This is a genomic window from Mycobacterium sp. NPDC051804 (assembly GCF_044452905.1).
In the GTDB taxonomy this organism is placed as follows: Bacteria; Actinomycetota; Actinomycetes; order Mycobacteriales; family Mycobacteriaceae; genus Mycobacterium.
In genome coordinates this window covers 602,928-628,129 of sequence record NZ_JBITCD010000006.1, presented here as the reverse complement: position 1 = coordinate 628,129, position 25,202 = coordinate 602,928, and the positions used below count along the sequence as shown (strand labels likewise).

Below are 25,202 nucleotides of genomic sequence, written 5' to 3'. Positions count from 1 at the left end.
AATCAAACTCTCCAAACAAAAACAACCCATCAACAGACAGGTGGAATTCGAATCAGAAAAATCTGAAACCAAACAAGACACCAAAAACTGGCATCAAAAAAACAACCCACCCCAAAACGGGAAAAAGAGGCAGGCCAAAAAACAACAAACAAAAACCACCAAACACACTATTGAGTTCTCAAACAACACACCCGGTTTTCAGGCAACCCTGCCACTGTACTCCACGTGGTCAGAGAGGTCAAACCCGGTCCGCCAATCCATTTGGACTGGGGCCCTTGGCTTCTGGATAAATACTACGCCCTATCGGAGCCAGTTCCCAAACCGGGTGCCCGGCGACTACGCGATCCGCTCGATCTCCGCCCCAAGGCTTGTCAAATTCTCTACGAACAGCGGGTAACCGCGATCGATGTGGAACACATCGTGCACTTCGGTTTCGCCGTCGGCGACCAGGCCGGCCAGGACCAGCCCGGCGCCCGCGCGGATGTCCGACGACCACACCGGCGCACTGGAAAGCTGCGGAATACCCCGCACCACCGCGTGGTGACCGTCCGTGCGGGCGTCGGCGCCCAACCGGATCATCTCCTCGACGAAACGGAATCGCGCTTCGAAGACGTTCTCGGTGATCATCGACGTGCCGTCGGCTATGGCAGCCAAGCCGATGGCCATCGGCTGCAGGTCCGTCGGGAACCCCGGGAACGGCAGCGTCGCGACGTTGACCGCCTTGGGCCTTTCGTACTGGACCACCCGGAAGCCGTTGTCGTCCTGCGTGACAGTCGCGCCGGCGTCGTGCAGTTTGTGCAGCACCAACTGCAGGTGCTGTGGGTCGACACCGGTGACCGAGATGTCGCCGCGGGTCATTGCCGCCGCGATCCCCCACGTCGCCGCGACGATGCGGTCGCCGATCACCCGGTGCTCGGTGGGATGCAGCCGATCAACACCCGTGATCGTCATCGTCGAAGTGCCCGCCCCCGAGATCTGAGCACCCATCTGGTTGAGCATCGTGCACAGGTCGATGACGTCGGGCTCACGCGCGGCGTTGTGAATGGTCGTCACACCTTCGGCGACGACTGCCGCCATCAAGATGTTCTCGGTGGCACCCACCGATGGGAATTCCAGCTGAATCTCTGCGCCTCGCAGGTGATCCGCCTCGGCGACGACGCAACCGTGCTCGATATTGCAGCGGGCACCCAGCTGGCGAAGTCCGGCCTGATGCATGTCCAGCGGACGCGACCCGATCGCGTCACCGCCGGGCAAGGCGACTTTCGCACGTTTGCAGCGCCCGACCAGCGGACCGAGCACACATACCGACGCACGGAATTGCCGGACGGCGGCGAAATCCGCGTCGTACTTGGGTTCATCGGGCGAGGTGATCCGCACGACGTCGCCATCAAGCTCGACCGTCGCGCCAAGTCCACGCAGCACCTCCGCCATCAGCGGCACGTCGAGGATGTCAGGGCAGTTCGTGATCGTGCTTGTGCCCTCAGCCAGCAGCGACGCCGCCATCAGCTTCAGAACGCTGTTCTTGGCCCCCCCGACGGCAACTTCGCCTGCTAACCGGTTTCCACCGGTCACCACGAAACGCTCGCTCACGCGGGTCAGTGTAAACAGCGCCGTGGGCCATGTCAGTTTCCTCGGTCACCTTCTCCGGTACGGTTTCCACATGGCAGTTCATCTGACCCGTATCTACACGCGGACGGGTGATGACGGAACCACTGGACTCAGCGATTTCAGCAGGGTGTCAAAGAATGACGCCCGTCTCGCGGCGTACGCAGACTGTGACGAAACCAATGCCGCCATCGGCGTGGCGGTGGCTTTGGGAAACCCTCGTGAACAGATTCTCAAGGTTCTCAGGCAGATTCAGAACGATCTCTTCGATGCCGGCGCTGACCTATCCACGCCTGTGGTCGAAAACCCCGAACATCCGCCGCTGCGAATCTCGCAGAGCTACATCGACCGGCTCGAATCCTGGTGCGACGAGTTCAACGAGGCCTTACCTGCGTTGAATTCCTTTGTATTGCCGGGCGGTTCACCATTGTCCGCCCTATTGCATGTCGCCCGCACCGTCGCACGGCGGGCCGAAAGGTCGGCATGGGTGGCCGTCGACACACACCGGGAAACCGTCAGCGTCCTACCGGCCAAGTACCTCAATCGGCTTTCGGACCTGCTGTTCATTTTGTCCAGGGCAGCCAATCCCGACGGTGATGTGCTGTGGCAACCGGGCGGCCCCGCAACAGGTTAGGACGTGCGGCGTCGCGCACGAGGCGACGGCCGCGACTCGACCCACGACAAGAAGGCCGTCAAGGCCCCCCGATCCAATGCCACCTCGTAGCCGCGCCGGCGCTCGGGGCTGGTATCCCGCAGCTCGAGGACTACGATTTCGTCCGTCATGATGTCGAACTCGTCGCCTCTGGGCGCACGCCGTGACACGATCTCCAACCCTCGACGGCTGAGCGTGCGGTCGGGCCACCACCGAATGCTGGATAGCCGATAGAAGCCGGCTTCTCCACCGCGATACCGCATTACGCCGTGCCGCCAGCCATGCCCGCCGACCGCGGGAACGTCACGCAAGATCGCAGCAGTGCCGCCGACCTGCCGAAGTTTCCACAGCCGGTAGCACATCATCACAACGACTACCAGCAGCACACCAATCAGCGCGACCATGAGGAACATGGACACGCTCATCGGCGGCCTAGTCGATCTGGCCTAGAGCGCGCAGACGCGCTCTGCCCCACGCCGCGGTCCGCTCATCCTCGGACTCCGAGTCCTGCTTTGCGCTGTCGCCGTTGATCTCTGACTCGAACTCTGCGTTCTCGACCAGGATCCGCACCGTCTCCTCGGTGACCGAGAGGAAACCGCCATCGACCGCGATCCGCAGATCGTCTTCGCCTTCGCGCTCGACGCGCACCATCGCGTCGTCGACGAGCTGGGCCACCAGCGGAATGTGATGCGGCAGGATGCCGATCTCACCTGCGGTGGTACGGGTGAACACGAACGTGGCCTCACCCGACCAGAGCTCGCGCTCGACGGCGACGATCTCGACGGTCATCTCCGCCATGAGCTAGTCGTCCTCGCCCTTGGAATCGTCGGAGCTGTCGTCCTTCTTGTCGTCCTTCTTCGACGAGCCACTGCTGCTCTTGTCGATCTTGGCGCCGAGGCTTTCGGCCTTCTTCGCCAGATCGTCCAGGCCGCCGATGAGGAAGAACGCCTGCTCGGGCAGGTGGTCGAAGTCGCCCTTCGTCAGCTTGTCGAAGGCCTCGACCGTCTCCTTCAGCGGAACCGTCGAACCCGGCTGCCCGGTGAACTGCTCGGCCGCCATCATGTTCTGCGACAGGAAGCGCTCGATACGACGAGCACGCTGCACCAGCTGCTTGTCCTCTTCGGCGAGTTCGTCGATACCGAGAATCGCAATGATGTCCTGAAGATCCTTGTAGCGCTGCAGGATTCGAATGACCTCCTGGGCCACCCGGTAATGCTCGTCCCCCACGACCGCCGGGTCGAGGATCGTCGAGCTCGACGCCAACGGGTCCACCGCCGGGAAGATGCCCTTCGAGAACACCGAACGGGAGAGTTCAGTGGTCGCATCGAGGTGCGCGAATGTGGTCGCAGGCGCCGGGTCGGTGTAGTCGTCGGCGGGCACGTACACGGCCTGCATCGAGGTGATGGACTTACCGCGGGTCGAGGTGATGCGCTCCTGCAGCTCGCCCATCTCGTCGGCCAGGGTGGGCTGGTAACCCACGGCCGAGGGCATACGACCGAGCAGCGTCGACACCTCGGAGCCGGCCTGGGTGAACCGGAAGATGTTGTCGATGAACAGCAGCACGTCCTGGCCCTGCTCGTCGCGGAAGAACTCAGCCATGGTGAGCGCCGACAACGCGACGCGCATACGGGTGCCGGGCGGCTCATCCATCTGACCGAACACCAACGCGGTGTCCTTGAGTACGTCGGCATCGGCCAGCTCGACCCACAGGTCGTTGCCCTCACGAGTGCGCTCACCGACGCCGGCGAACACCGAGGTACCACCGAAGTTGCGGGCGATGCGGTTGATCATCTCCTGGATGAGCACCGTCTTACCCACGCCGGCACCACCGAACAGGGCGATCTTGCCGCCACGCACGTAGGGGGTCAGCAGGTCGACGACCTTGAGGCCGGTCTCCAGCATCTCGGTGCGAGGCTCGAGGTCGGCGAATGCCGGCGGCTTGCGGTGGATCGACCAGTGATCGAAGTCCTTGCCGTAGCCGGGCTCGTCGAGGCAGTCGCCGAGGGCGTTGAACACGTGGCCCTTCACGCCGTCACCGACGGGCACCGAGATCGAGGCACCGGTATCGGTCACCTCGACACCACGCACCAGGCCGTCGGTCGGCTGCATGGAGATGGCGCGCACCAGGTTGTCCCCGAGGTGCTGCGCGACCTCCAGCGTCAGCGTCTTGGCCATCTGCTTGTACGTGATCTCGGCGTGCAACGCGTTGAACAGTTCAGGCACGGAGCCGCGCGGGAACTCCACGTCGACAACCGGACCCGTGATGCGGACTACCCGGCCTGCGGTCTTTTCTGCGGTAGCAGTCATATCTCTCTTCGCTTCCTACGGGGCTTACTTGGCGTCGGCCAGCGCGTTGGCGCCGCCGACGATCTCGCTGATTTCCTGGGTGATCTGGGCCTGACGTTCACGGTTGGCCATCAAGGTCAGATCCTTGATCAGATCGTCGGCGTTGTCGGTGGCGGACTTCATCGCGCGGCGCCGCGAGGCCGACTCGGACGCCGCGGCTTCCAGTAGTGCGGCGTAGACCCGGGTGGCGACGTAGCGCGGGAGCAGCGCGTCGAACAGCGTCTCGGGGTCCGGCTCGAACGAGAACAGGGTTTGCGGACCGTCTTCCGGCGTCTCGTCCTCGACGTACTCGACGACCATCGGCGCGATGCGTCGCGCGACCGCACTCTGGGCCAGCATCGACTTGAACTCCGTGAAGACGATGTGCAGTTCGTCGACACCGAGAATGCCGTCCTCGCCCGGGTCGTCGTCATCGTCGTCAGCGCCCGACATGAAGGACGTCACCAGGGTCTCGGCGATCTCGCGGGCATTCTCATACGTCGGCCGCTCCGAGAAGCCGGTCCACGATTCGACCACCTCGCGCTGCCGGAAGCTGAAGTAGCCCAACGCTTTCCGCCCGACGGTATAGAGCACCGGACTCTTACCCTCTTCACGGAGCAGCGCGAACAGCTCCTCGGCCTGCCGCAGCACGTTGGCGTTGTAGGCACCGCACAGGCCGCGGTCCGACGACACCACCAGCACAGCCGCCCGCTTCGGGTTCTCCCGCTGAACGAGCAACGGGTGGTCGAGCGCGCTGGCGCTGGCGAGTTCGGTGAGCATGTTGGTGATCTCGGTCGAGTAGGGCCGAGCGGCCTCTACTCGGGCCTGCGCCTTGGCGATTCGCGACGTGGCGATCAGTTCCTGAGCCTTGGTGATCTTCTTGATCGACCCGGCGGAACGGATGCGCCCGCGTAGCTCACGCAGTGTTGCAGCCATCTAGCTTCTCCAGACCCTTTCGGTGTCTTACTTCTTGCCGGCCTTGCGGACCTTGACGGATTCCTTCTCGACGTCTTCCTCGTCCATGGCCTCGGCGTCGGCCTCGTTCACCACGACCGAGCTGCCGTCACTGGCCGAGAAGCCCTTCTTGAACTCGTTGATGACGTTGGAGAGCTGCTCCTCGGCCTCCTCGGAGAGCTTCTTGGACTCGCGGATCCCCTTGAGGATGTCGTCGTGCGAAGCCTTGACGTGCTCCAGCACCTCCTGCTCGAAACGCGCGACGTCCTCGATCGGCACCGAGTCCAGGTGACCGCCGGTGCCCAGGAAGATCGAAACCACCTGGTTCTCAACCGGGTAGGGCGTGTACTGCGGCTGCTTGAGCAGTTCCACCAGACGCGCACCACGGTCCAACTGCGCCTTGGAGGCCGCATCCAGGTCGGAGGCGAAGGCGGCGAACGACTCGAGTTCGCGGTACTGCGAAAGCTCCAGTCGCAGCGAGCCTGCCACCTCTTTCATGGCCTTGATCTGTGCGGCGCCACCGACTCGGGACACCGATACACCGACGTTGATGGCCGGTCGGACACCCTGGTTGAACAGGTCGGACTCCAGGAAGCACTGACCGTCGGTGATCGAGATGACGTTGGTGGGGATGAACGCCGAGATGTCGTTGGCCTTGGTCTCGATGATCGGCAGTCCGGTCATCGAGCCGCCACCCAACTCGTCGGACAGCTTCGCGCAACGCTCCAGCAGCCGCGAGTGCAGGTAGAAAACGTCGCCGGGGAAGGCTTCGCGGCCCGGCGGGCGACGCAGCAGCAGTGAGATCGCCCGGTAGGCGTCGGCCTGCTTGGTGAGGTCGTCGAACACGATCAGCACGTGCTTGCCGTCGTACATCCAGTGCTGGCCGATGGCCGAACCCGTGTAGGGCGCAAGCCATTTGAAGCCGGCGGCGTCGGATGCGGGCGCGGCGACGATGGTGGTGTACTCCATCGCGCCACCCTCCTCGAGAGCGCGCTTCACACTGGCGATCGTGGTGCCCTTCTGGCCGATCGCCACGTAGACGCAACGCACCTGTTGGTCCGGATCGCCGGTTTCCCAGGCCTCACGCTGGTTGAGGATGGTGTCGACGCAGACCGCGGTCTTGCCGGTCTTGCGGTCGCCGATGATGAGCTGGCGCTGACCACGGCCGATCGGGGTCATCGAGTCGATGGCCTTGATGCCGGTCTGCAGCGGCTCCGAAACACCTTGGCGCTGAACCACGGACGGCGCCTGCAGCTCGAGTGCGCGACGGGCGTCGGATTCGATGTCGCCCTGTCCGTCGATCGGCTCACCGAGCGGGTTGATGACGCGTCCGAGGAACGCGTCGCCAACCGGCACCGAGAGGACATCGCCGGTGCGCTTGACCTGCTGGCCCTCCTCGATCTTCTCGAACTCGCCGAGGATCACGGCGCCGACGCTGTGCTCGTCGAGGTTCAGCGCCACGCCGAGTACGCCGCCCTCGAATTCGAGCAGTTCCTGCGTCATGACCGAGGGCAATCCCTCGACGTGGGCGATGCCGTCACCGGCATCGATGACGGTGCCGATCTCTTCCCGCTCGGTGTCGGCGGAGAACGAGGATACGTAATCCTCGATGGCACCTTCGATGTCAGCAGCGGAGATGGTCAGCTCTGCCATGGTTTCTCGTCTTCCTACCTTGCGTTAACGGGTGGTCTTGGGGGTTATCAGTCGGGCAACTGGCTCTCGGCGGCCGCGAGGCGAGATGCGATCGAGCCGTCGATCACCTCGTCGCCGACGGTGACGGAGAGTCCGCCGAGCAGTTCGGGCTCGACATGGATCTGCACAGCGACGGGATGGCCGTAGATACGGGTGAGCACCTCGGTGAGCCGGGTGCGCTGCGCGTCGGACAAGTCGGCCGCAGCGGTGACGTGGGCGACGATCTCGCCCCGTCGTGCAACGGCCAGCTCGGCCAGATCGAGGACAGCCTCATCGGCCCGTTCACCGCGCAGCAAGCGCACGGTCTGCGTCAGCAGAGCCTTGGCCGTCTGGTTGGCGCCGTCGCCGTCAAGCACCTTGTCCAGCAGCTCGATTCGGCGTTCGGCGGCAATGGGGTAGTTGCTGAGCAGCGTCGTCAACTGCGGCTGCGCGTCAAGGACGCGGCCGAACCGGAACAGCTGTTCCTCCACGTCATCCACTTCGTCGTTGAGCTCTGCGAGCTTCAGCAGCGCGAGCCGCGCGATGTGCTCGATTCCGGCCAGCAGGTCGGCATCCGACGACCAGCGCTGGGAAGCCGCGGTCCGCAGCAGTTCCAGAGTGTGGGTGTCCAGCTTGTCCGACAGCAGACGGTCGACAAGACCGATCTTGGCGTCCGAGTTGTCGCTGGGCTCCGCGAGGTGCCGGTTCAGAATGGGCTCGTTCACGAGAAGCGTGACGACGGAGGTCAATTCGTCGGCCAGCGTGGTGAGGCCGGGTTCGCGCAGCCGACCCGCGACGTTGTCGAACTCCTCCGTCAACGCGGTCATCGCCTGTCGGCTGGCGGCACGCAGCCTGGCCGATGCCCCGGTCTCGATCACCGCGGTCGACGAGGACATGCCGTCGAGGTCGTCGAGGAAGCGGTCGACGGTCGCGGCTTGGGCCGCTGGATCGGCGACATGAGCACGCACGAGTTCGGCGGCCTTCTGTACCGACCCCTCACCGAGGCCGGTGCGCAGCTGCCGGATGACCTGTTGACGGAGCAGATGGACCTGTTGTGCGCCTTGGGCTTTGATCCGTTCGGCGTCGGTACCCGCCTGCTCTTGCAACTGTTCGGCGATTCGCTCGGAATCCTGTCGCGCCTCGTCGGTCACCTTCGCGGATTCGGCTTTGGCATCCTCCACCGCCCGGGCGTGCATCGCGTCGGCGTCTTCGAGTTTCTTCGCCGCCTCGGCGCTCTCTTCGAGAGCGGTGCGGATCGCGTCCTGCTGCTTGCGCATCATGTCGCGCACCAGCGGAACAACCCACTTCATCAGAATGAAGACGATGACGGCGAAGCCGATCAGCTGACCGATGAAAGTCGACATCTATTGCTTCCCACCTGGTTTCACGTCTACGCCGAGAATCTTGCTGGCCAACGTCGCCGACAGCCCGTCGACCGACGAGTACAGCTCGGTCTGAGTTGCCGCGCCCTGCGCCGACAGCCGCTGTTCGGCGTCATGCAGGGTGCTGGCGACCTCGCCGTTCGCCTCCGCGCGCTTCTCGTCGATGACCTTCCGGCCGGCCGTACGAGCCTCGTCGCGGATGGCCGACGCCTCGCTGCGCGCACCGGCCATCTTCTCGTCATAGTCGGCCTGCGCGGCCGCGAGTTGCTCAGCCGACTTGCGGTTGTCGGCCGTCGTCTTGGCCAGCATGGCTTCGCGTGCGGCAAGTACCTTGCCGACCGGAGGCACCACCCACTTCCAGATCACGGCGAGCGTGATCAGGAAGATGAGCAGCACCGCGAAGAAGGTGCCGTTGGGGACGAGGAAGTTACTCTGTCCCCCACCTTCTTCCGCGGCGAGGATGGTTGTGGTCAGTTCGGTCATGCTGTTGGACTACGACGCACCCGGCGTGGCGAAGACGAACAGCGCCATGAAGGCCAGGTTGATGAAGTAGGCCGCCTCGACCAGACCAACCGTGATGAAGAACGGCGTGAACAGCCGGCCCTGGGCCTCGGGCTGACGGGCGATGCCGGCGATCAACGCGTTACCCGCGATGCCGTCACCGATACCGGCACCGATGGCGCCGCCACCCATGATCAATCCACCGCCGATCAGAGCGCCAGCCGTGATGAGGGCGTTTGGATCCATTTCCTTTTTCCTCCTTGATAACTGGCGGCCGCGCCACCAGAGTTCTTGGTCGTTGGTGCTACAAGATTCAGTTGTTTCGGTCTAGCGCTCAGTGATGCTCGTCTTCGAGCTCCATCGATTGGCTGAAGTACAAAATTGTCAGCAGCGAGAAGATGAATGCCTGGATGAGGCCGACGAAGAGGTCGAACGTCTTCCAGATCGCGTTCGGCGCCCACTGGATGTACCAGGGGAACATCGCGATCAGCGCCACCAGGATGCCGCCGGCGAAGATGTTGCCGAAAAGTCGGAGTGCCAACGAGATCGGCTTCGCGAGTTCCTCGACGATGTTGATCGGCGCCAGGAGCGCGACGTGACCCTTCACGACCTTGATCGGGTGACCGATGATGCCGCGCCGCCAGATGCCGGCCGCGTGGTAGCAGACGAACACGAACAAGGCGAGCGCGAGCACGAAGTTGATGTCTGATGCTGGCGGCTTGTAGAGCTCCGCCGCGGCGCCGTCGGCCCCGCCGTACTGCAACGGCAGGACTGCCAGCCAGTTGGAGATGAGGATGAAGACGAAGATCGCGATGGCCAGCGGCAGAACGAAAGGCGCAACCTTCATACCAATGGCGCTCTCGATCTGATTGCGCATCTGGATGGTCAGCGCCTCCCAGAACAGCTGCACCCCACCGGGAACGCCCGTCGACGTGACCTTGGCCCGCAGGACGAACGCCAAGGCGATGACAATCAACGCGGTGATCCCGGTCGCCATGATGGTGTCGCCGTTGAACGTCATGCCGAACAACTGGAACACCATCGTGTGATGGCCGACGTGGATGGCGGCGCCGCCCTCTTCCGCGGCGGCGAGAACGATCTGCGACGTCCCTGTCATGAAAGTCTGCTCAACCCTTCGAATCCGTGTCCACGAAATCCAGACCGTCTTTTCGGATCTTCTTCAGCACGGGAATGCTGGTGCTGAACACCAGCAGCGGCTGGAAGACCGCGAGTCCGATTAACACTCCAAGTCCACCGTTGGTCCTGAATACGAACGCGATGGTGAGCGCGATCGCGGTGATCACGAGCAACCTCGTCGCCGAATTCAGCGCCATCTTCTTCTTCAGCGGGTGATCCTCGGCGGTGATCGACTCCACCGCCCGCTTCACCAGGATGGCGTTGAGCAAACCGAGCAACAGTCCGACGCCGAAGAAGGCACCGAACAGTGGGTGGCCGGTGAACCAGGCTGCGGTGACCGCGATGGCGGTGAGCGCAACGCAGACGATGAGCAGCCGCAACGGCCGAAATGCTACCGACGGAAACACCAACGGCGCGTCTTGCGCTGGTGTCGTCACTGCTTCACCTCAATCTGGCGGTCAGAGGAAGATTGCCCTGATGATCCCAATGTTCCTGTGAGTGGCGCCCCGAGCGTATCGGAGTGCATTGGGCTCACTGGAATCACCCTGGGGTCGCTCCCTTTGTCGGTCGTTGTTCCGCGCCGATCGGTGGTCAACCGATGGCCCGGAGGCCGGCAACCCGCGAGGTTTTTTCGGGTTCTGACTGCACCCTAACACATGGTGAGAGCCATAAAAGCGGTCTACTACTTTTTGTCGTACATTTCATCCAGCTGCCCGTCTTGGCGGCGCAGCAGAGGGATCAGCGTGACCACCATCGCGACCAGAATCGCCGCCAGCATGACGGCCCCGGTGTAGCGCGGATCGAAGAAAATCGTGCTGGCCGCGCCAACCGCAATGATGCCCACCCAGAGGTAGATGAGCAGCACCACCCGCCGGTGTGAATGACCGATCTGAAGCAGCCTGTGGTGCAGATGCATCTTGTCTGGACTGAACGGGCTGCGGCCTGCCCGGGTACGCCGCACAATCGCCAGCAGCATGTCCAGAGCGGGAACGAACAGAACGGCGACGACCAACAGAAACGGTGACAGCAACGCGAACACGTCGCGGGCGCCGTAGGCGGTCTGCGATATCGGGCCCGCGGCGGTGGTGGAGGCCGCGGCGAGCATCAGGCCGATCAGCATCGAGCCCGAGTCGCCCATGAAGATCTTCGCGGGGTGGAAGTTGTGCGGCAGGAAACCCAGGCACGCCCCGGCGAGCACCACTGAGATCACCGCCGGCGGATAGAACAGAACATCGCCGCCGTGGTCGCGCAGCAGCCCGATCGAGAAGATGCAGATGGCCGACGCGGTGATCAGACCCAGGCCCGCGGCCAGGCCGTCCAGCCCGTCGACGAAGTTCATGGCGTTGACGATCGCGACGGTCAGCGCCAGCGTCAGCAGGATCGACGCCACCTGGTCCAACACGATCGTGCCGACACCGGGGATGTAGAGCACGCTCCAGGCGACGCCCATCGTGACGAGCACGCTCGCAGCGGTGATCTGGCCGGCGAACTTGGTCAGCGCATCAAGCCCCCACCGGTCGTCGATCAGACCAATCGCCATGATGAGCCCGCCGGCGACGACGACCGCGGGCATCCCAGAGGAGTACACGAACCCACGGGTGAGCGCGGGCAGCTGCGACGCCAACAGAACGGCGGCCAGTACGCCGATGTACATCGCCAGCCCGCCCATTCGCGGCGTCGGCTGCAGATGAACGTCGCGTTCGCGCGGATACGCGACCGCGCCGAGGCGCCGGGCGATGACGCGCACCCACCCCGTAGCGAAGTAGGTGATGATCGCTGCTGTGAGTCCGACCAGAGCGAGCTCGCGTAGTGGGACGCCCGTACCGCGATCGTTGAGCGCCAGCAGACTGTCTGCCGCGTAGACCACCGATGAACCGTTTGTCACGTCGCCTCAGATCAATCCGCCAGCGTCGCGGGTTCAACAGCGAGTACTTGCGCCACCGCGTCGACGGTCACCGGCCCCTGCCGCAGCACTCTGGGATGTGCACCGGTGAGGTCGACGATCGTCGACGCCGCCTGCTGTTCGGACGGTCCGGCGTCGAGATAGACCTCGACGAGGTCGCCGAGTTGATCGCGGGCGTCTTTCGCGGTGACGGCCGGCGGACGGCCCGAGATGTTCGCACTCGACACCGCCATCGGCCCGACCTCGCGCAGCAGCTCGATGGCCACCGGATGCAGGGGCATGCGCACCATGACAGTGCCGTGGGCATCGCCGAGGTCCCATTGCAGCGATGGCGCCTGCCGTACGACGAGACTCAGGGCGCCCGGCCAGAAGGCACGGATCAGTTCGCGGGCGGTGTTCGGGACGGAGTACACCAGGCCCTCGATCGTGTGCCAGGAGCCGACGAGCACCGGAACGGGCATGTCACGACCGCGGCCCTTGGCCGAGAGCAGCGCCGCCACGGCCTCACTGTCGAAGGCGTCGGCACCGATGCCGTAGACGGTGTCGGTGGGCATGACCACCAGGCTGCCGCCCTTGACCGCGCTGACGGCCGAGGCGATACCGATCGCCCGCGTCTGCTCATCGAGGCAGTCGAACGTCTCCGTCATGGGTCCAGCATGTCACCGGTTCCTGACCGCGGTGACGAAGCGGGGCCGTCCCGTCAGGTCGCGGCGGCTGGTGACGTCATCGAATCGCCCTGTCCGGGTGAACGCTTCGACCGTGCGCTCCGCGGTGGTGTCGTCGTGCTCGACGGCACACCACCCGCCGGCACGCAGCCACCTGACAGCGAGCTCGGCGATCGCATCGATGACAGCCATTCCATCCGGGCCGCCGAACAGCGCATGCGGTGGATCGTGTTCGGCCACTTCGGGTTCGAGGATCGCGCCGTCGGGAATGTAGGGCGGGTTGGCGACGAGGAGGTCCACGGTGCCGTCGAGTTCGGGCAGCAGATCCGGTGCTGTGACATCAGCGCGCATCAGTTCGACGCCGGTGCCTGCGAGGTTTCTGCTCGCGTAGGTCAGCGCACTCTCTGAATCGTCGACGGCGATGATGCGGGCGGTGGGCCAGTTCTTCGACAGCGCGAACGCCAGCGCACCGCTGCCGGTGCACAGGTCGACGATCACCGATTCTGGTGATAGTTGTTGTGCGACAGACCATTCCAGCATCGATTCGGTCTCGGGGCGCGGAACGAAGACACCCGGACCGACGTGCACGGTGACCGGGCCGAACGCCGCGGTTCCGACGATGTGCTGAAGCGGCTTTCGGCTGACACGCTCGGCGACGAGTCCGTCAAAGGTTTCATAGAAGTCCGGTCCGGCGTCGAAGAACGCCAGCCGCCCGCGCTCCACACCGGCGGCGTGGGAGGCGAGAAGTTCCGCGTCAGCCCGGGGGGACCCGACTCCCGCCTGCGCCAATGCCGCCTCGGCGGCATCGATCGCCTGGCGGAGGCCCGTCATGTGATCTGTAGCCGGGACTGCTTGTCGGCCTCGGCGAGCGCGTCGAACATCGGATCGAGGTCACCGTCGAGGACCTGGTCGAGATTGTGGGCCTTGAAGTTGATCCGGTGATCGGCGATCCGGTTCTCCGGGAAGTTGTACGTGCGGATCCGCTCGCTGCGGTCGACGGTGCGGATCTGGCTGGCCCGGTCCGCGGACGCGTCAGCGCTGGCTTGCTCTTCGGCCAGGGCCTGCAGCCGTGCTGCCAGCACCAACATGGCGCGGGCCTTGTTCTGCAGCTGGCTGCGCTCGTTCTGGCAGGTGACGACGATGCCGGTCGGCAGGTGCGTGATGCGCACCGCCGAGTCCGTCGTGTTGACGCCCTGACCGCCCTTACCCGACGACCGGTAGACGTCGATGCGCAGATCGGATTCGTCGATCTGGACTTCCTCGACCTCTTCGGGTTCGGGGTAGACGAGCACGCCGGCCGCGGAGGTGTGCACCCGGCCCTGCGACTCGGTGACCGGTACGCGCTGGACACGGTGCACGCCGCCCTCGAACTTGAGCCGCGACCAGACGCCGTCGGCCGTGTCGCCCTTGCTGCGGATCGACAGTGTCGCGTCCTTGTAGCCGCCGAGGTCCGAGAACGTCTCGTCGAGCATGGTGACCGACCAGCCGTGCCGCTCGGCGTACCGGATGTACATCCGCGCCAGATCGGCGGCGAACAGCGCCGACTCCTCGCCACCCTCACCGGACTTGACCTCGAGGACGATGTCGTCGGCGTCGTGCGGGTCGCGGGGCGCGAGCTGATCGGTCAGCTGCGTGTCGAGCTGTGCGACGGTGGCCTCGAGCTCGGGCACCTCCGCGGCGAACGACTCGTCGTCGGCGGCCAGTTCCCGGGCCGCCTCGAGGTCGCCGCGAGCGGCTTCGAGCTTGCGGTAGGTCGAGACGATCGGCGAGACCTGGGCGAACCGTCGACCGACCTTGCGGGCGGCGGCGGCATCGGCGTGCAGATTCGGATCGGAGAGCTGGCGCTCGAGGTCGGCATGCTCGGCGAGCATCGCCTCGATCACGGGTGCCGTGTCGGCCATGTCGTCCTCCTTACCGCTGCTGTAAGCCCGCCGTTCTTTCGCCAAACGCAAACCGACGCCCGGGCTGCGCAAGCGCGCAGCGTCGGGCGTCGGAGAGACAGCTAGTTGTCGGCGGCCTTATCGGCCCCGGCCTTGCGCTTGCCGTAGCGCTTCTCGAAGCGGGCCACGCGGCCGCCGCTGTCGAGGATCTTCTGCTTGCCGGTGTAGAAGGGATGGCACTGCGAGCAGACCTCGACGTGGATCTGGCCGCCCTTCTTGGTGCTGCGGGTCTGGAACGTGTTGCCACAGCCGCAGTGCACCGTCGTGTCGGCATAGTCAGGGTGAATGCCTGATTTCATGGTTTCCTCTTCAATCGTGGGCCCCGGGTCGCCCCTCCGAGGACCACTTGGGCCCAGGAGGTATCGGCGTGAACCGGAACCGAGGGTGTCGGCGCCATTATGCCAGGTCAACCGCCAAAGGCCTAAACGCGTGCGCCGGGGCCGCTATTCCTTGCCGTCAGCGTGAACAGATCCGCCAAAGTGTTCACAGTGGCAGAATGCTTACGTGACGACGGGCACCGCCACCAAGAACGTCCGCGATCGACTGACCGACGCGGCAGAGATCTGTATGCGCGCAAAGGGCATCCGCGCAACGACGGTGTCCGAGGTCGCCGAAGTCGCCGGGGTATCGCGCGGCTGGCTGTACCGCCACTTCCCCGACAAAGTCACGCTGCTCGGCGCGGCGATCGTGCGACTGAACGAGGCGTACTGGTCGGATGCGCACGCGATGCTCGAGCAGGTCGACTGCCTAGACCTCCAGATGGCGCTGGGCATCCGTCACGCGCGCACCGCATACGACGATCCGGGTGCGCTGCTGATGAAGCTGCGGATGGAAGAACCCGAGGAGTTCGCCGCCTGTGCGGGCGCGGGTGTCCAGGGGCTGGTGCCCGACCTGGCGGACTTCTGGTCGCGCTACCTCATCGCGGCCCGCGATCGCGGCGAGATCCACGCCGACATCGACATGGCCGAAGCATCGGAATGGATAGCGCGCGTGATGATTTCGCTTGCGACCGTGCCGGGCGACACGCTCGATCCCGAAGACGCCGACGCCCTGCTCGTGCACGTGCGCCGCTACGTGATGCCCGGCCTGAAGGCCGACCCCGCCGTGTGATTTGTGTGCGTTTCCGTGCGCTGAGCGCACGCGAAAGCACACAAATCGCGGCTTAGTCGGAGTCCGCGGAGCCCGGAGCGGTCTTGGAGACCTGGACCAGGAACTCGTAGTTGTTCTTGGTCTTACGCAGCTGGCTCATCAGCAAGTCGATGGCCTGGTGCGGGTCAAGGCCCGAGAGCACGCGACGCAGCTTGTGCACCACCCCGAACTCGTCGGTGGACAGCAGCAGCTCATCCTTGCGGGTGCCTGACGGGTTGACGTCGACCGCGGGGAACACGCGCCGCTCGGCGATCTTGCGGTCGAGCTTGAGCTCGGCGTTGCCGGTGCCCTTGAACTCTTCGAAGATCACCGTGTCACCGGTCGAGCCGGTTTCGACCATGGCCGTGGCGATGATCGTCAGGGACCCGCCCTCTTCGATGTTGCGCGCCGCACCGAGGAACCGCTTCGGCGGATACAGCGCGGTCGAGTCGACACCACCGGAAAGGATGCGGCCCGACGCCGGGGACGCGTTGTTATAGGCGCGGCCGAGGCGGGTGATCGAGTCGAGCAGCACGACGACGTCCTTGCCCTGTTCGACGAGACGCTTGGCCCGCTCGATCGCGAGCTCGGCGGCCTGAGTGTGGTCTGACGGCGGGCGGTCGAAGGTCGAAGCGATGACCTCACCCTTGACCGAACGCTGCATGTCGGTGACCTCTTCCGGGCGCTCGTCGACGAGCACGACCATCAGATGGCATTCCGGATTGTTGCGGGTGATCGCGTTGGCGATGTCCTGCATGATCGTCGTCTTACCAGCCTTGGGCGGCGACACGATCAGGGCGCGCTGGCCCTTGCCGATCGGCATGATCAGGTCGATCACGCGGGTCGTCAGCTTCTCCGCCGTGGTCTCCAGGCGCAGCCGCTGGTTCGGGTACAGCGGGGTCAGCTTGGTGAACTCGGGACGGTTCTTCGCGTCCTCGACGGGTCCGCCGTTGACCGTGTCCAGCCGAACGAGCGGGTTGAACTTCTGCCGCGGGTTCTGACCGCCGCCTTCACCCTCTTTCGGGACGCGGACGGCGCCCGTCACCGCGTCGCCGCGGCGCAGACCGTTCTTGCGGACCATGTTCATGGACACGTACACGTCGTTCGGCCCGGCCAGGTAGCCCGACGTGCGGACGAACGCATAGTTGTCGAGCACGTCGAGGATGCCCGCAACGGGCTGCACGACATCGTCCTCGCGCAACTCGGTGTCGCGGTCTCCCCCGCCGCCACCTTCGCCGCCGCGCTCACGGCGCCTGCGGTCACGGAACCGGCGACCACGGCGACCGCCACGGCCCTCGCCGTCGTCGTCGCCGTCGTTGTCGTTCTGGTTGTTGCGGTTCTGATTCTGGTTTTGATTGCGGTTCTGGTTGTTGCGGTTCTGCTGGCCGCCCTGCTGGTCGTCGCCGTCGGACTTGTCACCCTCGGACTGGCCGCGTTGCTTGGCAGGTTGCTCGTCGGCGTCGGACTTGGGGTCCTGTCCGCCGTCCTGAGCGGGCTGGTCGGAGCCACTCGGGGCCCCCGACTCACGTGAGGAACCGCGACGCTCCCGGCGCGGGCGCTGCTGCTCGGTCTGCTCGCCGGCCTCGGCCGGCGCTTCTGGAGCAGTCGTCGTGGAGGCAGGCGCTGCGTCTGCCGGGGCGGCCTTGGCGTCGTCGGCCTTGGCGGTCGCGCCGTTCGAGTCGCCGCGACGCTCGCGGATAGCGGCGACCAATTCGCCCTTGCGCATTCCGGAGGCGCCCTCGACCCCGATCTGCTTGGCAAGTGCCCGCAGTTCGGGCAGCACCATGGTCGATAGTGAGCCCGCACGGTTGCCGGACGCTACGCCGGACGTCGCTACGGTTTCCGCGGTGGGCGTGCTGGTAGACGCTTCTTCAGCCGCGGGAGTCGAGATGTCTGAATTCACGGGGCTCGACAGCTGTTCGTTGTCGCTGTTACCGCCAGCCGTGATCAGGTCCGTTTCGGTCACGGATTTCCTTTCTTTCCCTCGCTGATCGAGTCATGCGGGGGTTCGTTGCGTTCAGCTAATCCGCTGAACGCGGGGTCCCACCATTGCCTCTGCAACAGTGATCGCCGGGATTCGCCGCTAAACGGCGAACCGTCATTCCACGAGATGAACACTTGAAAGAAGAGTGGTCGTCCTAGTGTCGACGCAGGCAGAGACGCTGCAATTGCTGGACGAGAGCGAGAATAACCCGCTTCCGTGCTGGAAGCAAGAAAGACACTGGTTCGCATGTGACTCATGTTGTCGGTGCGTTCCAGCTCAGATCACGTCCGGACAGCAACACCCGACGCCCAGCGGACGCCCTCGCCAACCGCCACCTCGTTGACGGTGAACCCGTTTACGGTGCCGTACTCCAGGGCTTCGGCCGGCAGTTCCGAATGCGTACTCAATGCAATAACCGCAGGCCCAGCACCGGATAGCACCGCTGGAACACCACAACGCCGAAGAATCTGCAGGTATTCCGCCGAGCGCGGCATCGCAGCAGCACGTTGCGGTTGGTGCAAGACGTCCTCGGTGGCCTCCATCAATAGGTCCGGCCGCTGCGTCAGGGCCACCACCAGCAATGCGGCGCGGCTCAGGTTGAACCGGGCATCGGTGTGGCTGACGTGCTCCGGTAGCAACACGCGCGTCTGGGCTGTCGAGGAACGCTCCTCGGGGATCGCGGGGAACAAATGTATGTCGGGGTGTAGCCGCACCGGCACCGCCGAGTAGCGCGGCAAAGCGCCTTCATGTTCGGTCCACGACACCACGGCCCCACCGAGCACCGCCGCCGATGCGTTGTCGGGGTGACCTTCGAACTCGCTGGCCAGCTGGATCAACTCAGCTTCATCCAGTGGATCCGAACCCACTTGTGTCACAAGGCCGTTGACAACAGCCAGCCCGCCGACAACCGCCGAGGCAGACGATCCCAGCCCTCGCGAATGCGGAATGTCATTGCGGCAGCTGAGCTTTAGACCCGGCACTTCTACGCCTGCGCTCTGCAGCCCATGCTTGATCGCACGCACGACAAGATGCGTCGAGTCCAGCGGAGCCTGGCCGGCGCCCTCACCCTCGACCTCCACGACGAGGCCGGATTCGATGATCTCCACGACGATCTCGTCGTACAGGCTCAACGCGAGACCCAGGCTGTCGAAGCCGGGACCCAGGTTCGCGCTCGACGCCGCCACGACGGCGGTGGCCGTCAGCCCGACCGGCAGGGTTTGCGTCACCGACGAAGCCACCTGCTAGACCAAACCCAGTTCTTCGACGACGGCTGACGGGTCGACCGGTAGCGCGGTGACCGTCGGCATCCCCTTGAGCGCCGTATCGGGATCCTTCAGGCCATTGCCGGTGACCGTGCAGACGACCGTCGAACCCTTGGCGACCCAACCGTCCTCGATCGACTTGAGCAACCCGGCGATGCTTGCCGCCGACGCGGGTTCCACGAACACGGCTTCGGTGCGCGCTACCAGGTGATATGCGGCGAGAATCTCCTCGTCGGTGGCCGCGAGGAAGCGGCCGTTGGACTGTTCCTGCGCCTCGACCGCCGTCGTCCACGACGCAGGTGAACCGATCCGGATCGCCGTGGCGATCGTCTCGGGATTGGTCACCGGCTCACCCAGTACCAGCGGCGCGGCACCGGCGGCCTGAGTACCCAGCATCCGCGGCAGTCGATCGGACACTCCGTCGCGGTGGTACTCCTTGTAGCCCTTCCAGTAGGCGGTGATGTTGCCTGCGTTGCCGACCGGCAGTGAATGCACGTCCGGAGCAGCGCCGAGCGCGTCGACGATCTCGAACGCGGCGGTCTTCTGCCCCTCGATGCGGAACGGGTTGACCGAGTTGACGAGCGACACCGTCGGATAGTCGTTGGTGAGCTTGCGGGCCAGTTCGAGGCAGTCGTCGAAGTTCCCGTCGATCTGAATGATTTTCGCACCATGCATGACGGCCTGCGCCAGCTTGCCCATCGCGATCTTGCCCTGGGGCACCAACACCGCACAGGTGATGCCCGCGCGGGCAGCGTAGGCGGCCGCCGACGCGGACGTGTTTCCGGTGGACGCGCACAGCACGGCCTGCTGGCCGCGGGCGACGGCCTCGGTCACGGCCATCGTCATACCGCGGTCCTTGAACGAACCCGTGGGGTTTAGACCTTCGACCTTCAGATGCACTGTGCAGCCGGTGTATTCAGACAGCCGAGGTGCGGGCAGCAGCGGAGTGCCGCCCTCGTGCAGTGTGATCGGGGTCCAGCCGTCCTCGACCGGGAGGCGATCGCGATAAGCGGCGATCAACCCGGGCCAGGGCTGATGAACTGTGCCCCTCGCTGCGCTGGCGGTACCCCCATTGGAAGGAGAACTCATTCGCTGGTTCCTTCCAGTCGAAGCACGCTGTTGATGCCCTCGACGGCATCGAGGTCGGCCAGCGCCTCGACAGTCTCGGACAGCGCGGCATCAGTGGCCTGATGGGTGACGACGACAATCCGGGCGCCGCACCGCTGGCCTTCCTCGTCGACCATGCCCTCCTGGCGCACTTCGGCGATACTGACCTCGCGCTTACTGAATTCGGCTGCCACGGAGGACAACACGCCGGGGCGGTCAGCGACGTTAATGCTCACGTAGTACCGGGTGGGGATGAATCCGATGGGCGAGATCGGCAGCTTGGCGTACTTGGACTCGCGTGGGCCCCGGCCACCCTGCACCCGGTTACGCGCGGCCATCACCAGATCACCCATCACCGCGGACGCGGTCGGCGCGCCGCCCGCGCCCTGACCGTAGAACATCAGCCGTCCCGCGGCCTCGGCCTCGACGACAACCGCGTTGAACGCGCCGTTGACCGAGGCTAGGGGGTGGGTCAGCGGTACTAGCGCCGGGTACACGCGCGCCGAAACCCGCTGCTGCCCTTCGTCGGTGGTAAGACGTTCGCAGATCGCCAGCAATTTGATAGTGCAACTCAGTGCGCGCGCGGAGACAAAGTCCGCCGATGTGACCTTGCTTATCCCCTCGCGGTACACGTCATCGGCGGTGACGCGGGTGTGGAAAGCGATCGAGGCGAGGATCGCGGCCTTCGCGGCAGCGTCGTATCCCTCGACGTCGGCGGTCGGGTCGGCTTCTGCGTAGCCGAGCGCACTCGCATCGGCCAGCGCCGAGGCGTAGTCAGCGCCCGTGCTGTCCATCTCGGAGAGGATGTAGTTGGTGGTTCCGTTGACGATGCCCGCGACGCGGATCACGGTGTCGCCGGCCAGCGACTGGGTGAGCGGGCGGATGACGGGGATCGCGCCGGCAACGGCCGCCTCGAAATACAAGTCGACGTGGGCGTGTTCGGCGGCCTGCGCCAATTCGCCAGTGGATACGGCCATCAGCGCCTTATTGGCGGTGACGACGGACTTGCCCTGTTCGAGTGCGGACAGGATGGCCTTGCGCGCGGGTTCGACTGGACCCATCAACTCGACGACGATATCGACGTCGTCGCGCGACACGAGTTCGTCGATGTTGTCGGTCAGCAGTTCGACGGGCACGCCGCGATCGTCGGCGACTCGGCGCACCCCGATCCCGCGCAGCTCCAATGGAGCACCGATTCGGGCCGCGAGGTCCTGTGCGCTCTCCTCGATGATGCGGACGACCTGACTACCCACGTTTCCGTAACCCAAGACCGCTACGCCAATGGGCTTTACGTCTGTGCTCACTGTTACCTCACTTCCAGACTTAGTAGATCGTCGACGGTCTCCCGGCGCAGAATCAGACGGGCTTGCCCATCGCGCACGGCCACGACCGCAGGGCGACCGATCAGGTTGTAACGGCTTGACATGGAATAGCAGTACGCGCCCGTGGCGGCGACGCCAAGCAGATCGCCCGGCCGGATGTCATCCGGCACCCACGTGTCCTTCACAACGATATCGCCGCTCTCGCAGTGCTTTCCGACGACGCGCCCCAGAGTCGATGAGCCTTCACTCGCACGGGAGATCAGGCGGACGTCGTATTCCGCTCCGTACAACGAGGTGCGGATGTTGTCGCTCATGCCCCCGTCGACACTGACGTAACGGCGGTACCGATCGGCGGCGACGGCCACATCCTTGACGGTGCCGACCTGATAGAGCGTGATGGTTCCCGGACCCGCGATCGCGCGGCCGGGTTCGACCACCAGTTGAGGCGTGGGCAGCCCGACCGCCGCCGACTCGTCGCGCACGATGGCGCTCAGCTTGGCCGCCAGCTCAGCGACCGGTGGCGGATCGTCCTGCGGCAGATAGGAAATGCCGAGCCCTCCGCCGAGGTCGACGATCGACATCTGCGAGGTCTTCTCGACGCCGAACTCGGCAACGACGTCGGCCAGCAGTCCGATGACACGGTGCGCGGCGATCTCGAACCCCGCGACGTCGAAGATCTGCGATCCGATATGGCTGTGCAGGCCGACCAGGCGCAGATGGTCGGTCGCGAACACACGACGCACGGCGGCCAGGGCCGCGCCACTGGCGAGCGACAGGCCGAACTTCTGGTCTTCGTGTGCGGTCGAGATGAACTCGTGGGTGTGCGCTTCGACGCCGACGGTGACGCGTACCAGGACATCCTGGACGACACCCGCGGCTCCGGCGATCTCGTCGAGGCGCTCGATCTCGACCATCGAATCGACCACGACGTGCTCGATGCCCGCATTGACGGCGGCGGTCAGCTCTTCGATCGACTTGTTATTGCCGTGCAACGCAATCCGATTAGCCGGGAATCCGGCGTGCAACGCGACAGCCATCTCGCCGCCGGTCGCGACGTCGAGGGACAGCCCCTCTTCGGCGATCCAGCGGGCCACCTCGGAGCACATGAACGCCTTGGCCGCGTAGCGCACGTTCTCCCCGCCGCCGAATGCCGCGGCGATCTCGCGGCACCGTGACCGGAAGTCGTCCTCGTCGATCACGAACGTCGGGGTGCCGAATTCGGCGGCGATGTCGGCGACGGAGACGCCGGCAATCGATACCACGCCGTCGTCGCCGCGAACTGTGTTGCGCGGCCAGACGTTCGGGGCAAGCAGCAAGACCTCGGCCGCCGACAGCGGGCGGGGCGGGGCACCACCGTGGTGGACCTCTTCGGCGTGCCGGGGACCGGCGGGGTGCGCGATCACATGCGCTCCGGAGCGCTGACGCCGAGGATGCCGAGACCGTTGGCGATGACCTGGCGCGTCGCATCGCACAGCGCCAAGCGCGCGGCATGCAGATCATTCGGCGCTTCGTCGCCCTGCGGCAGCACACGACATGAGTCGTAGAACCGGTGGTAGTCCCCGGCCAGGTCTTCGAGGTATCGGGAGACCCGGTGCGGTTCACGCAGTGCGGCAGCGGTTTTCAGTACACGGGGAAACTCCCCGATGTTGCGGATCAGCACGCCCTCCTTGTCGTGCGTCAGCAGCTCAAGGTGGTCAGTGCTCGCGGCAAGGCCCAGCTCGGCAGCGTTGCGAGCCAGCGCGGAGAGCCGGGCGTGCGCGTATTGCACGTAGTAGACCGGGTTTTCGTTGGATGCCGAAGACCACAACGCGAGGTCGATATCGATGGGGCTGTCCACCGAGGAGCGGATCAGCGAGTACCGCGCGGCATCGACACCGATCGCGTCCACGAGGTCGTCGAGCGTGATGACCGTTCCGGCACGCTTACTCATCCGGACCGGCTGGCCGTCGCGGACCAGGTTGACCATCTGGCCGATCAACACCTCGACGGTGGCGGGATCCTGACCCAGCGAGGACGCGATGGCCTTGAGCCGGGCGATGTATCCGTGGTGATCTGCGCCGAGCATGTAAATACACAGGTCGAACCCGCGCTCACGCTTGTCGAGGTAGTAGGCGATGTCCGCGGCGACGTAGGCCGGAGCACCGTCGCTCTTGATGACGACGCGGTCCTTATCGTCGCCGAAGTCGGTAGTGCGCAGCCAGACTGCGCCGTCCTTCTCATAGACCTTGCCCGCCTCGCGCAGCTTGGCGATCGCCTGCTCGACCCGGCCGGACGTGTGCATCGAGTCTTCATGGGTGTAGACGTCGAAGTCGGTGCCGAACTCGTGCAGCGAGGCCTTGATGTGAGTGAACATCAGGTCGACACCGATGGCACGGAATGTCTCCCGCATCTCGGCGTCTGGCAGGCCTAATACATCGGGTTCCTTGGCAACCACTTGTGCGGCAATGTCTTTGATGTAGTCGCCCGCGTATCCGTCTTCAGGCGTCGGCTCACCTTTGGCCGCGGCGATCAATGAATTGGAGAACCGGTCGATCTGGGCGCCGTGATCGTTGAAGTAGTACTCACGAACGACCTGCGCACCCTGCGTCGACAGCAGCCGGCCCAGCGCGTCGCCGACGGCGGCCCAGCGGGTGCCGCCGATGTGGATCGGCCCGGTCGGATTCGCCGAGACGAACTCCAGGTTGATGTTCTCGGCTTTCAGCTCCTCGCTGTGCCCGTAGGCCGGGCCCGCGGCGAGGACGTTGTTGACGATCACGCCCTGGGCGGAGGCGTCGAGGCGCAGGTTGACGAAGCCAGGCCCCGCGACATCGGCGGCGGCGATGCCGTCGGTCTGAGCCAGCGCGGTGGCGAGCCAGCCGGCCAGCTCACGCGGGTTCGCGCCGACCTTCTTGCCCAGCTGAAGGGCCAGATTCGTGGCGTAATCGCCGTGGTCAGGATTGCGCGGGCGCTCGACAGTGACCGTGTCCGGTAGCGCGGCGGTATCGAGTCCATGCTCGGAGAGCACCGCGGCCGCGGTGGTCTTGAGCAGCTCGGCCAAGTCGGCTGGGGTCACGAGGGTCCATCCTATGGTCTGACGTGGTCAGCCCCCGAATCGGTTTCCGGTCACTCGAATGCGTTAGGCTGTGCGGGCCCATTGGCGCAGGTTCATGCACGTGCGCCCCCGTAGCTCAGGGGATAGAGCGTCTGCCTCCGGAGCAGAAGGCCGCAGGTTCGAATCCTGCCGGGGGCACCCTTTCATCGCAGTTCAGTTGATACCGACCGGTACGTGGGTCCATCGATAATGGTCTGATGCCAACTGGCGAAACCGCGGGCAAGAAATCAATGGCGGCCGTGGTCAGAGCTGCCTGCGTGATCTGCGGGATTGCTGCGTTCGGCCTGTCCCTCTGGACGTACATGGACGTATCCATGTTCGGCTTTCCGGACGGGTACGTCACCGAATACCAGAAGTCGGCGGAGACCCCTCTGACGGTCCTCACCTGGGTAGCGGCGGGTATCGGTCTGCTGTTCTCGGTGCTTGCCTTCGCGCCCATGCGCGCCAGGACACGATTCCACGGTTGGCTCGGCGCGTTCATTGTGCTCGTGCTTGTCACGACACTCGCACAGGCCGGCATCCCCTGGTACTACGGAATCCATCTCGGACTCGACAACGGCGTCGGCGGCTGAG

The 25,202-nt window shown here is 65.0% G+C and carries 26 protein-coding genes and 1 tRNA gene; 5 read left to right on the top strand and 22 right to left on the bottom strand.

What is annotated here, in order from left to right; genetic code table 11:
* A partial coding sequence (locus ACIA48_RS25910; RefSeq protein WP_396738418.1) for a hypothetical protein occupies positions 1-397 on the top strand: 397 nt, incomplete at its 5' end.
* Here ACIA48_RS25910 and murA read toward each other — a convergent pair.
* Positions 337-1,590, bottom strand: a complete 1,254-nt coding sequence (gene murA, locus ACIA48_RS25905; RefSeq protein WP_396738416.1) for a UDP-N-acetylglucosamine 1-carboxyvinyltransferase — start codon at positions 1,588-1,590, stop codon at positions 337-339. The genes ACIA48_RS25910 and murA overlap by 61 nt on opposite strands.
* 70 nt (positions 1,591-1,660) lie before the next feature.
* On the opposite strand from murA, the gene ACIA48_RS25900 reads away from it, so the two are divergent.
* Positions 1,661-2,239, top strand: a complete 579-nt coding sequence (locus ACIA48_RS25900; RefSeq protein WP_396738413.1) for a cob(I)yrinic acid a,c-diamide adenosyltransferase — start codon at positions 1,661-1,663, stop codon at positions 2,237-2,239.
* On the opposite strand, the gene ACIA48_RS25895 is transcribed toward ACIA48_RS25900, so the two are convergent.
* The 15 genes from ACIA48_RS25895 to rpmE all read right to left on the bottom strand — a co-directional run bounded on the left by ACIA48_RS25895 (position 2,236) and on the right by rpmE (position 15,034).
* Positions 2,236-2,682 carry a DUF2550 domain-containing protein gene (locus ACIA48_RS25895; RefSeq protein WP_396738411.1) on the bottom strand — a complete coding sequence of 149 codons (447 nt, stop codon included), beginning with the start codon at positions 2,680-2,682 and terminating at the stop codon, positions 2,236-2,238. The two genes, ACIA48_RS25900 and ACIA48_RS25895, sit on opposite strands and share 4 nt — an antisense overlap.
* 7 nt (positions 2,683-2,689) lie before the next feature.
* Entirely contained in the window at positions 2,690-3,055 is a 366-nt protein-coding gene (locus ACIA48_RS25890) for a F0F1 ATP synthase subunit epsilon (RefSeq protein ID WP_396738408.1), read from the bottom strand.
* A gap of 3 nt (positions 3,056-3,058) precedes the next feature.
* On the bottom strand, positions 3,059-4,564 hold the full coding sequence (gene atpD / locus ACIA48_RS25885) for a F0F1 ATP synthase subunit beta (RefSeq protein WP_396738405.1): 1,506 nt from the start codon (positions 4,562-4,564) through the stop codon (positions 3,059-3,061).
* 24 nt (positions 4,565-4,588) lie between these two features.
* Positions 4,589-5,518, bottom strand: a complete 930-nt coding sequence (locus ACIA48_RS25880) for a F0F1 ATP synthase subunit gamma (protein ID WP_396738402.1) — start codon at positions 5,516-5,518, stop codon at positions 4,589-4,591.
* A gap of 27 nt (positions 5,519-5,545) precedes the next feature.
* Entirely contained in the window at positions 5,546-7,189 is a 1,644-nt protein-coding gene (atpA, locus tag ACIA48_RS25875) for a F0F1 ATP synthase subunit alpha (protein ID WP_396738399.1), read from the bottom strand.
* Positions 7,190-7,236: 47 nt separating this feature from the next.
* Positions 7,237-8,571 (bottom strand): F0F1 ATP synthase subunit B/delta, encoded by a 1,335-nt coding sequence (locus ACIA48_RS25870; protein ID WP_396738397.1) that lies wholly within the window; start codon positions 8,569-8,571, stop codon positions 7,237-7,239.
* On the bottom strand, positions 8,572-9,072 hold the full coding sequence (locus ACIA48_RS25865; protein ID WP_396738394.1) for a F0F1 ATP synthase subunit B: 501 nt from the start codon (positions 9,070-9,072) through the stop codon (positions 8,572-8,574).
* Positions 9,073-9,081: 9 nt separating this feature from the next.
* Positions 9,082-9,336 (bottom strand): F0F1 ATP synthase subunit C, encoded by a 255-nt coding sequence (locus tag ACIA48_RS25860; protein WP_014212097.1) that lies wholly within the window; start codon positions 9,334-9,336, stop codon positions 9,082-9,084.
* A gap of 88 nt (positions 9,337-9,424) precedes the next feature.
* Complete coding sequence (atpB, locus tag ACIA48_RS25855; protein ID WP_396738391.1) at positions 9,425-10,207, bottom strand: F0F1 ATP synthase subunit A; 783 nt, start codon at positions 10,205-10,207, stop codon at positions 9,425-9,427.
* A gap of 10 nt (positions 10,208-10,217) precedes the next feature.
* Complete coding sequence (locus ACIA48_RS25850; RefSeq protein WP_396738389.1) at positions 10,218-10,664, bottom strand: ATP synthase subunit I; 447 nt, start codon at positions 10,662-10,664, stop codon at positions 10,218-10,220.
* A gap of 245 nt (positions 10,665-10,909) precedes the next feature.
* Positions 10,910-12,112 carry a glycosyltransferase family 4 protein gene (locus ACIA48_RS25845; RefSeq protein WP_396738386.1) on the bottom strand — a complete coding sequence of 401 codons (1,203 nt, stop codon included), beginning with the start codon at positions 12,110-12,112 and terminating at the stop codon, positions 10,910-10,912.
* Between the two features lie 11 nt (positions 12,113-12,123).
* Positions 12,124-12,777 carry an L-threonylcarbamoyladenylate synthase gene (locus ACIA48_RS25840; RefSeq protein WP_396738383.1) on the bottom strand — a complete coding sequence of 218 codons (654 nt, stop codon included), beginning with the start codon at positions 12,775-12,777 and terminating at the stop codon, positions 12,124-12,126.
* Positions 12,778-12,789: 12 nt separating this feature from the next.
* Complete coding sequence (gene prmC / locus ACIA48_RS25835) at positions 12,790-13,626, bottom strand: peptide chain release factor N(5)-glutamine methyltransferase (RefSeq protein ID WP_396738380.1); 837 nt, start codon at positions 13,624-13,626, stop codon at positions 12,790-12,792.
* Positions 13,623-14,696 (bottom strand): peptide chain release factor 1, encoded by a 1,074-nt coding sequence (prfA, locus tag ACIA48_RS25830; RefSeq protein WP_396738377.1) that lies wholly within the window; start codon positions 14,694-14,696, stop codon positions 13,623-13,625. The genes prmC and prfA overlap by 4 nt, the downstream gene beginning before the upstream one ends.
* 101 nt (positions 14,697-14,797) lie before the next feature.
* Complete coding sequence (rpmE, locus tag ACIA48_RS25825; RefSeq protein WP_396738374.1) at positions 14,798-15,034, bottom strand: 50S ribosomal protein L31; 237 nt, start codon at positions 15,032-15,034, stop codon at positions 14,798-14,800.
* A 205-nt stretch (positions 15,035-15,239) separates the two neighbouring features.
* Here rpmE and ACIA48_RS25820 point away from each other — a divergent pair, with 205 nt between their 5' ends.
* A complete protein-coding gene (locus ACIA48_RS25820) occupies positions 15,240-15,845 on the top strand; it encodes a TetR/AcrR family transcriptional regulator (protein ID WP_396738371.1) in 606 nt (201 codons plus the stop codon).
* Positions 15,846-15,897: 52 nt separating this feature from the next.
* On the opposite strand, the gene rho is transcribed toward ACIA48_RS25820, so the two are convergent.
* The 6 genes from rho to argS all read right to left on the bottom strand — a co-directional run bounded on the left by rho (position 15,898) and on the right by argS (position 24,590).
* Entirely contained in the window at positions 15,898-17,829 is a 1,932-nt protein-coding gene (gene rho, locus ACIA48_RS25815; protein ID WP_396738368.1) for a transcription termination factor Rho, read from the bottom strand.
* A 299-nt stretch (positions 17,830-18,128) separates the two neighbouring features.
* Positions 18,129-19,073 (bottom strand): homoserine kinase, encoded by a 945-nt coding sequence (gene thrB / locus ACIA48_RS25810; RefSeq protein ID WP_396738366.1) that lies wholly within the window; start codon positions 19,071-19,073, stop codon positions 18,129-18,131.
* 15 nt (positions 19,074-19,088) lie between these two features.
* Positions 19,089-20,198, bottom strand: a complete 1,110-nt coding sequence (gene thrC / locus ACIA48_RS25805; protein ID WP_396738363.1) for a threonine synthase — start codon at positions 20,196-20,198, stop codon at positions 19,089-19,091.
* On the bottom strand, positions 20,195-21,520 hold the full coding sequence (locus ACIA48_RS25800) for a homoserine dehydrogenase (RefSeq protein WP_396738361.1): 1,326 nt from the start codon (positions 21,518-21,520) through the stop codon (positions 20,195-20,197). Before ACIA48_RS25800 ends, thrC begins: the two co-directional genes overlap by 4 nt.
* Positions 21,521-21,522: 2 nt before the next feature.
* Positions 21,523-22,872, bottom strand: coding sequence for a diaminopimelate decarboxylase (gene lysA, locus ACIA48_RS25795; RefSeq protein WP_396738499.1), 1,350 nt, complete (start codon positions 22,870-22,872; stop codon positions 21,523-21,525).
* Positions 22,873-22,937: 65 nt separating this feature from the next.
* Positions 22,938-24,590, bottom strand: coding sequence for an arginine--tRNA ligase (gene argS, locus ACIA48_RS25790; RefSeq protein ID WP_396738359.1), 1,653 nt, complete (start codon positions 24,588-24,590; stop codon positions 22,938-22,940).
* 104 nt (positions 24,591-24,694) lie between these two features.
* Here argS and ACIA48_RS25785 point away from each other — a divergent pair.
* Together ACIA48_RS25785 and ACIA48_RS25780 are read left to right on the top strand one after the other, a co-directional pair.
* Positions 24,695-24,767 (top strand) — tRNA-Arg (locus ACIA48_RS25785).
* 59 nt (positions 24,768-24,826) lie between these two features.
* Positions 24,827-25,201: a hypothetical protein gene (locus tag ACIA48_RS25780; RefSeq protein WP_396738356.1), complete on the top strand. Its 375-nt coding sequence runs from the start codon at positions 24,827-24,829 to the stop codon at positions 25,199-25,201.
* Position 25,202: the final 1 nt, after the last annotated feature.